The organism is Mycobacterium sp. (assembly GCF_036488105.1).
In the GTDB taxonomy this organism is placed as follows: domain Bacteria; phylum Actinomycetota; class Actinomycetes; order Mycobacteriales; family Mycobacteriaceae; genus Mycobacterium.
In genome coordinates, this window is sequence record NZ_DASXHW010000404.1 from 1 (window position 1) to 6,025 (window position 6,025).

The following is a 6,025-nucleotide window of genomic DNA, read 5'->3' on the forward strand; positions in this document are numbered from 1 at the left end:
GCCACGTTGCGCCACCCGCTGGGGATCGAGCCGAGCACGGTGGCGCTCGCCCGATTCCCGGCCGCGTCGGCCAGCGCCGCGGCGATCGCCGACAACCGGATCACGGCGTCGTCCACCAGCGGCGCGGACAGCTTCGCCAGATCGTGCGTTTCGAAGAATGCGGTGTCGGTGGCGCCGTCCAGGAACGCCTGATGCCGCAACACATTGACCAAAAGATCGCGATTGGTACGCAGTCCGTGCAGCCGGGCTCGTGCCAGCGCGTCGGCGAGCACCAGCGCCGCCTGGCGGCGCGTCGGAGCGTAGGAGATCACCTTGGCCAGCATCGGGTCGTAGTGGATGGAAACCACCGAGCCGTCAACGATTCCGGAGTCGAGCCTGATGCCGGTTCGCCCCCCGAGCGTGCTGAACTCGGCGCGGGCCGCCGGTACATCGATGCGTTGCACCTGGCCGGCGTGCGGCTGCCAGTCCCGCGCCGGATCCTCGGCGTAGAGCCGCGCTTCGATGGAATATCCATGCACGGCAGGCGGTTCGGCGTCCAATCGGCCGCCGTCGGCGACGTCGATCTGCAGCTCGACCAGGTCGAGTCCGGTGGTCTCCTCGGTGACCGGGTGCTCGACCTGCAGCCGCGTGTTCATCTCCAGGAAGTAGAACTCGCCGTCGTCGTCGGCAAGGAACTCCACTGTCCCTGCGCCGGTGTAGCCGATCGCGCCGGCAGCGAGCCGGGCGGCTTCGAACAGCCTGGCCCGCATGCCCGGTATGCGCGCGACCAAGGGCGACGGCGCTTCCTCGATGATCTTCTGATGGCGGCGCTGGATCGAGCATTCCCGCTCGCCGACCGCCCACACCGTGCCGTGGGAATCGGCCATCACCTGGACCTCCACGTGGTGGCCGGTGGGCAGGTAGCGCTCACAGAACACCGTTGGGTCGCCGAACGCGGACTGGGCCTCGCGCTGGGCGGCGGCCACTTCGCGTGGCAGCGCATCTAATTGGTCGACCACCCGCATTCCGCGCCCGCCACCGCCAGAGGATGCCTTCACCAGCACCGGCAACTGGTCGGCGGTGACGGTGTCCGGGTCGAGTTCCTCGAGCACGGGGACTCCGGCGGCGGCCATCATCTTCTTGGACTCGATCTTCGAGCCCATCGCACGCACCGCGTCCACCGGCGGGCCGATCCAGGCCAGCCCCGCGGCTTGCACCGCGGCAGCGAATTCAGCGTTCTCCGAAAGGAATCCGTAGCCGGGGTGCACTGCATCCGCGCCGGCCGCGCGAGCCGCGGCGATGATGGCGTCGGCGTTGAGATAGTCGTTGGTCTTGGGCAGCCGGACCCGGGCGTCGGCCTCGGCGACATGCGGCGCGTTGGCGTCCGGGTCGGTGTAGACCGCGACGGTGCCCAGGCCCAGAGTGCGGCACGTCGCGAACACCCGTCGGGCGATCTCGCCGCGGTTGGCTACCAGAACTCGAGTGATTCCCACGAGCGTCACATCCGGAAGACGCCGAAGTTCGACGTCCCCTTGATCGGGCCATTGGCGATGGCGGACAAACACATTCCCAACACGGTGCGGGTATCGCGCGGGTCGATCACTCCGTCGTCGTAGAGCATTCCGGACAGCACCAGTGGCAGCGACTCGGCCTCGATCTGGCCTTCGACCGCGGCCCGCATCGCCGCGTCGGCGTCTTCGTCGACTTTCTGGCCGCGCGCCTCGGCGGCGGCCCGGCTGACGATCGACAGCACCCCGGCCAGCTGAGCGCCGCCCATCACGGCGGCTTTGGCGCTCGGCCAAGCGAACAGAAACCGTGGGTCGTAAGCCCGGCCGCACATACCGTAGTGACCGGCGCCGTAGGACGCGCCGATCAGCAGGGAGAGGTGCGGGACCGTCGAGTTGGACACGGCGTTGATCATCATCGAGCCATGCTTGATCATGCCACCTTCTTCATAGTCCTTGCCGACCATATAGCCAGTCGTGTTATGCAGGAACAACAATGGCGTATTCGAGCGGTTAGCCAACTGGATGAACTGGGTGGCTTTCTGCGACTCTTCGCTGAACAGCACGCCGCGGGCGTTGGCCAGGATGCCCAGCGGATAGCCGTGCAGCCGGGCCCAGCCGGTGACCAGCGACGAGCCGTACATCGCCTTGAATTCATCGAATTCGGAGCCGTCGACGATCCGGGCGATCACTTCCCGCGGGTCGAACGGGATGCGCAGGTCGGCCGGGACGATGCCGATCAACTCGTCGGCGTCGAACAGCGGCTCGGTCACCGGCGCGGGTGCGGGCCCTTCTTTCGTCCAGTTGAGCCGCGCGACGATACGACGCCCGATGCGGATGGCGTCGAGCTCGTCGACGGCGAAGTAGTCACCCAAACCCGATACCCGCGAGTGCATCTCGGCGCCACCCAGCGACTCGTCATCGGATTCCTCACCGGTGGCCATCTTCACCAGTGGCGGGCCGGCCAGAAAGACCTTTGAACGTTCTTTGATCATCACGACGTGATCGGACATCCCGGGTATGTAGGCCCCGCCCGCGGTGGAGTTACCGAACACCAATGCGATGGTGGGAATCCCGGCCGCCGACAGCCGGGTCAGGTCGCGGAACATCTGTCCGCCGGGGACGAAGATCTCTTTCTGGGTGGGCAGATCCGCGCCGCCCGATTCCACCAAAGAAATGACCGGCAACCGGTTCTCGAACGCAATCTGGTTGGCCCGCAGGATCTTTCGTAGTGTCCACGGGTTGCTGGTGCCGCCCTTGACGGTCGGATCGTTGGCGACGATCAGGCATTCCACACCGCTCACCGCGCCGATCCCGGTTACCAGGCTGGCGCCGATCTGAAAAGCGCTGCCGTAGGCCGCCAGCGGGCTCAGCTCCAGGAACGGCGCATCCGCGTCGACCAGCAACTCGATGCGTTCCCGGGCGGTCAGCTTGCCGCGATCGTGATGACGTTCAACGTATTTCGCGCCGCCGCCGGCCAGTGCCTTGGCCAGCTCGGCATCGATCTCCTCGAGCCGGGACTCCGCGGCCGATGCGGCGGCCGTGTAGGTGTCGGCCTTCGGGTCGAGTGTGGACCGCAGCGCGGTCATGACTGAAAGCCCAGCAGCTTGGCGGCAAGCGAGGTCAGGATCTCGGTGGTCCCGCCGCCGATGCCCAGGATCCGCATGTCGCGGTACTGGCGTTCGATTTCGGACTCGGCCATGTATCCCATGCCGCCGAACAGCTGAACCGCCTGGTTGGCCACCCATTCGCCGGCCTCGACGGCGGTGTTCTTGGCGAAGCACACTTCGGCGATCAAGTTGGTCTCGCCGGCCAGCTGCCGCTCGACCACGTGGTGAGCGTAGACGCGGGCGACGTCGATGCGACGGGCCATCTCGGCCAGCGTGTTCTGTACGGATTGTCGGGAGATCAGCGGCCGACCGAACGTCTCCCGGTCGCGGCACCACTGCACGGTGATGTCCAGACACCGCTGGGCGCTCGAATACGCCTGCGCGGCAAGGGCGATACGTTCTGACACGAATGCCTCCGCGATCTGGGCGAAGCCGGTGTTCTCGGCGCCGACCAGGTTGGCCACCGGCACGGCGGCGTCGACGTAGGACAGCTCCGCGGTGTCCGAGGACCGCCAACCCATCTTGTCCAGCTTGCGCGACACCTCGAACCCCGGGGTGCCCTTCTCGACGAGCAGCAACGAAACCCCTGCCGCGCCAGGACCGCCGGTGCGCACCGCGGTGACTACGAAGTCGGCTCGCACCGCGGAGGTGATGTAGGTCTTGGCGCCGTTGACGATGTACTGGTCACCGGAGCGCGTCGCGGTCGTGCGTAGGTGCCCGACGTCGGAGCCGCCGCCGGGTTCGGTGATGGCCAGCGAACCGATCAATTCGCCGGCCAAGGTCGGGCGAACGAAGGTCTGGATCAGCCGCTCATCGCCGGAGGCGATGATGTGCGGCACGGCGATGCCGCAGGTGAACAGCGACGCGAACACGCCGCCGGGCACGCCGGCCTGGTGTAGCTCCTCGCAGACGATCACCGCGTCGGCGCCGTCGCCGCCGCCCCCGCCGACTGCCTCGGGGAAGTTCGAGCCCAGCAGGCCCGCCTCCCCGGCGGCGCGGTGCAATTCGCGCGGCAACTCACCGCTGCGTTCCCACTCGTCGACGTGCGGCAAGATCTCCCGTTCGGCGAAGGAGCGCACGGTCTTTCGGAGCTGTTCACGCTCCGGCGTGGTCCAGATGCTCACAACAACCCTTCTCTCACAGCAACTCTGCCGGAATGTCGACCTGGCGGCTGCGCAGCCATTCACCCAGCCCTTTGGCCTGCGGATCGAAGCGCGCCTGATAGGCGACGCCCTGGCCGAGGATCTCCTCGATGACGAAGTTCACCGCGCGCAGGTTGGGCAGCAGGTGCCGGGTGACCGGCAGATCGGCGGTTTCGGGAAGCAGCTGCTTGAGCCTCTCGACGGTGAGGGTGTTGGCCAGCCAGCGCCACTGCTCGTCGCTGCGCACCCAGACCCCGACGTTGGCCGACCCGCCCTTGTCGCCGCTGCGCGCGGCGGCGATGCGGCCAAGCGGTGCCCGCTGTGCCGGACCCGCCGGCAACGGCTCTGGCAGCGGCGGCGCATCGGCCTGCTGCAGCTCGAGAGTGTCGGTGGCGCAAGGAATCTCGACGCGGGTGCCGTCGGTGTGCACGGCGACATGTTGCACCTTGGCGGCGTCGACATAGCCGGGGGTGTACACCCCGTACACCTGACCGTCGCCGGGCGGCGCGGTGACGGTGAAACCCGGATAGCTGGCCAGCGCCAATTCCACCGCGGCCGAGGAGAACTGGCGACCGACATTCGCCGCGTCGGGGTCGCGGACCACGCAGCGAAGCAGAGCGCTGGCGGCCTCCTCGGTGTCGGCGTCGGCGTGGTCGGTGCGGGCCAGTGTCCACTCCAGCTCGGCGGGCTTGACCGACAGCGCGGACTCCAGCTGCCGTCGCACCAGATCCGCCTTGGCCTCGATGTCCAAACCGGTCAGCACGAACGTCATGGCGTTGCGGAATCCGCCGATGCTGTTCAGTGACACCTTGAGGGTGGGCGGCGGCGGTTCACCGATTACCCCGCTGATCCGCACCCGGTCGGGGCCGTGGTCGGACAGTTCGATGGTGTCCATCCGGGCCGTCACGTCCGGGTTGGCGTAGCGGGCGCCGGTGATCTCGTAGAGCAGCTGCGCGGTCACCGTGTCGACGCTGACCAGGCCACCGGTGCCGGGGTGCTTGGTAATCACCGACGAACCGTCGGCGTGGACCTCGGCCAGCGGGAAGCCGGCGTATGTCAGGTCGGGGACCTCGGTGAAGAACGAGTAGTTGCCGCCGGTGGCCTGGATGCCGCATTCGATGACGTGCCCGGCGACCACGGCGCCGGCCAGGCGGTCGTAGTCGGTCCGCTGCCAGCCGAAGTGGGCGGCCGCAGGCCCGACGGTCACCGATGCGTCGGTCACCCGCCCGGTGACGACGATGTCCGCGCCGTCTTTCAGGCAGTCGACGATGCCCCACGCGCCCAGGTACGCGTTGGCCGTCAGCGGCTTGCCCAGCCCGAGTTCTTCGGCGCGGGGCGAGAGGTCGTCACCGTCGACGTGAGCGACCCGGACGGGCACACCGAGGCGCTCTGCCAGAGCGCGCACGGCGTCCGCGAGGCCGGCGGGGTTCAGGCCACCGGCGTTGGTGACGATGCGCACCCCGCGGTCGGAAGCCAGCCCCAGGCATTCCTCGAGTTGGGTCAGGAAGGTCTTGGCGTAGCCGCGCTCGGGATGCTTCATCCGGTCGCGGCCGAGGATCAGCATGGTCAGTTCGGCCAGGTAATCACCGGTGACGTAGTCGAGCTCGCCGCCGACCAGCATCTCGCGCATCGCGGAATGCCGGTCGCCGTAGAAGCCCGAACAGTTTCCGATCCGAACCGATGCCGCCGAACCCCGGGCACCCGACGAGGACGTCACACGTGGCTCCCTCCAGCCGGACGTACCAACCAACCGGTAGGTTAGCGGGTACCGGCGGTGTCACGTCAAGGG

4 protein-coding genes are annotated in these 6,025 nt (G+C 67.9%); all 4 read right to left on the reverse strand.

All coding sequences use genetic code 11. The features are described from left to right. On the reverse strand, nucleotides 1-1,472 hold a 1,472-nt coding region (locus VGH54_RS21365; protein ID WP_331514088.1), incomplete at its 3' end, for an acetyl-CoA carboxylase biotin carboxylase subunit. A gap of 5 nt (nucleotides 1,473-1,477) precedes the next feature. After that, nucleotides 1,478-3,073 (reverse strand): acyl-CoA carboxylase subunit beta, encoded by a 1,596-nt coding sequence (locus VGH54_RS21370; protein ID WP_331514089.1) that lies wholly within the window; start codon nucleotides 3,071-3,073, stop codon nucleotides 1,478-1,480. Further along, the gene (locus tag VGH54_RS21375) at nucleotides 3,070-4,218 is read right to left on the reverse strand and encodes an acyl-CoA dehydrogenase family protein (RefSeq protein ID WP_331514090.1); all 1,149 of its coding nucleotides are present in this window, start codon (nucleotides 4,216-4,218) and stop codon (nucleotides 3,070-3,072) included. The genes VGH54_RS21370 and VGH54_RS21375 overlap by 4 nt, the downstream gene beginning before the upstream one ends. A gap of 13 nt (nucleotides 4,219-4,231) precedes the next feature. Next, on the reverse strand, nucleotides 4,232-5,953 hold the full coding sequence (locus VGH54_RS21380) for an acyclic terpene utilization AtuA family protein (RefSeq protein ID WP_331514091.1): 1,722 nt from the start codon (nucleotides 5,951-5,953) through the stop codon (nucleotides 4,232-4,234). Between the last annotated feature and the right edge of the window lie 72 nt (nucleotides 5,954-6,025).

Coding starts and splice junctions, on each gene's coding strand:
- VGH54_RS21370 (WP_331514089.1), bottom strand. CDS start 3,073: ATGACCGCGCTGCGGTCCACACTCGACCCGAAGGCCGACACCTACACG.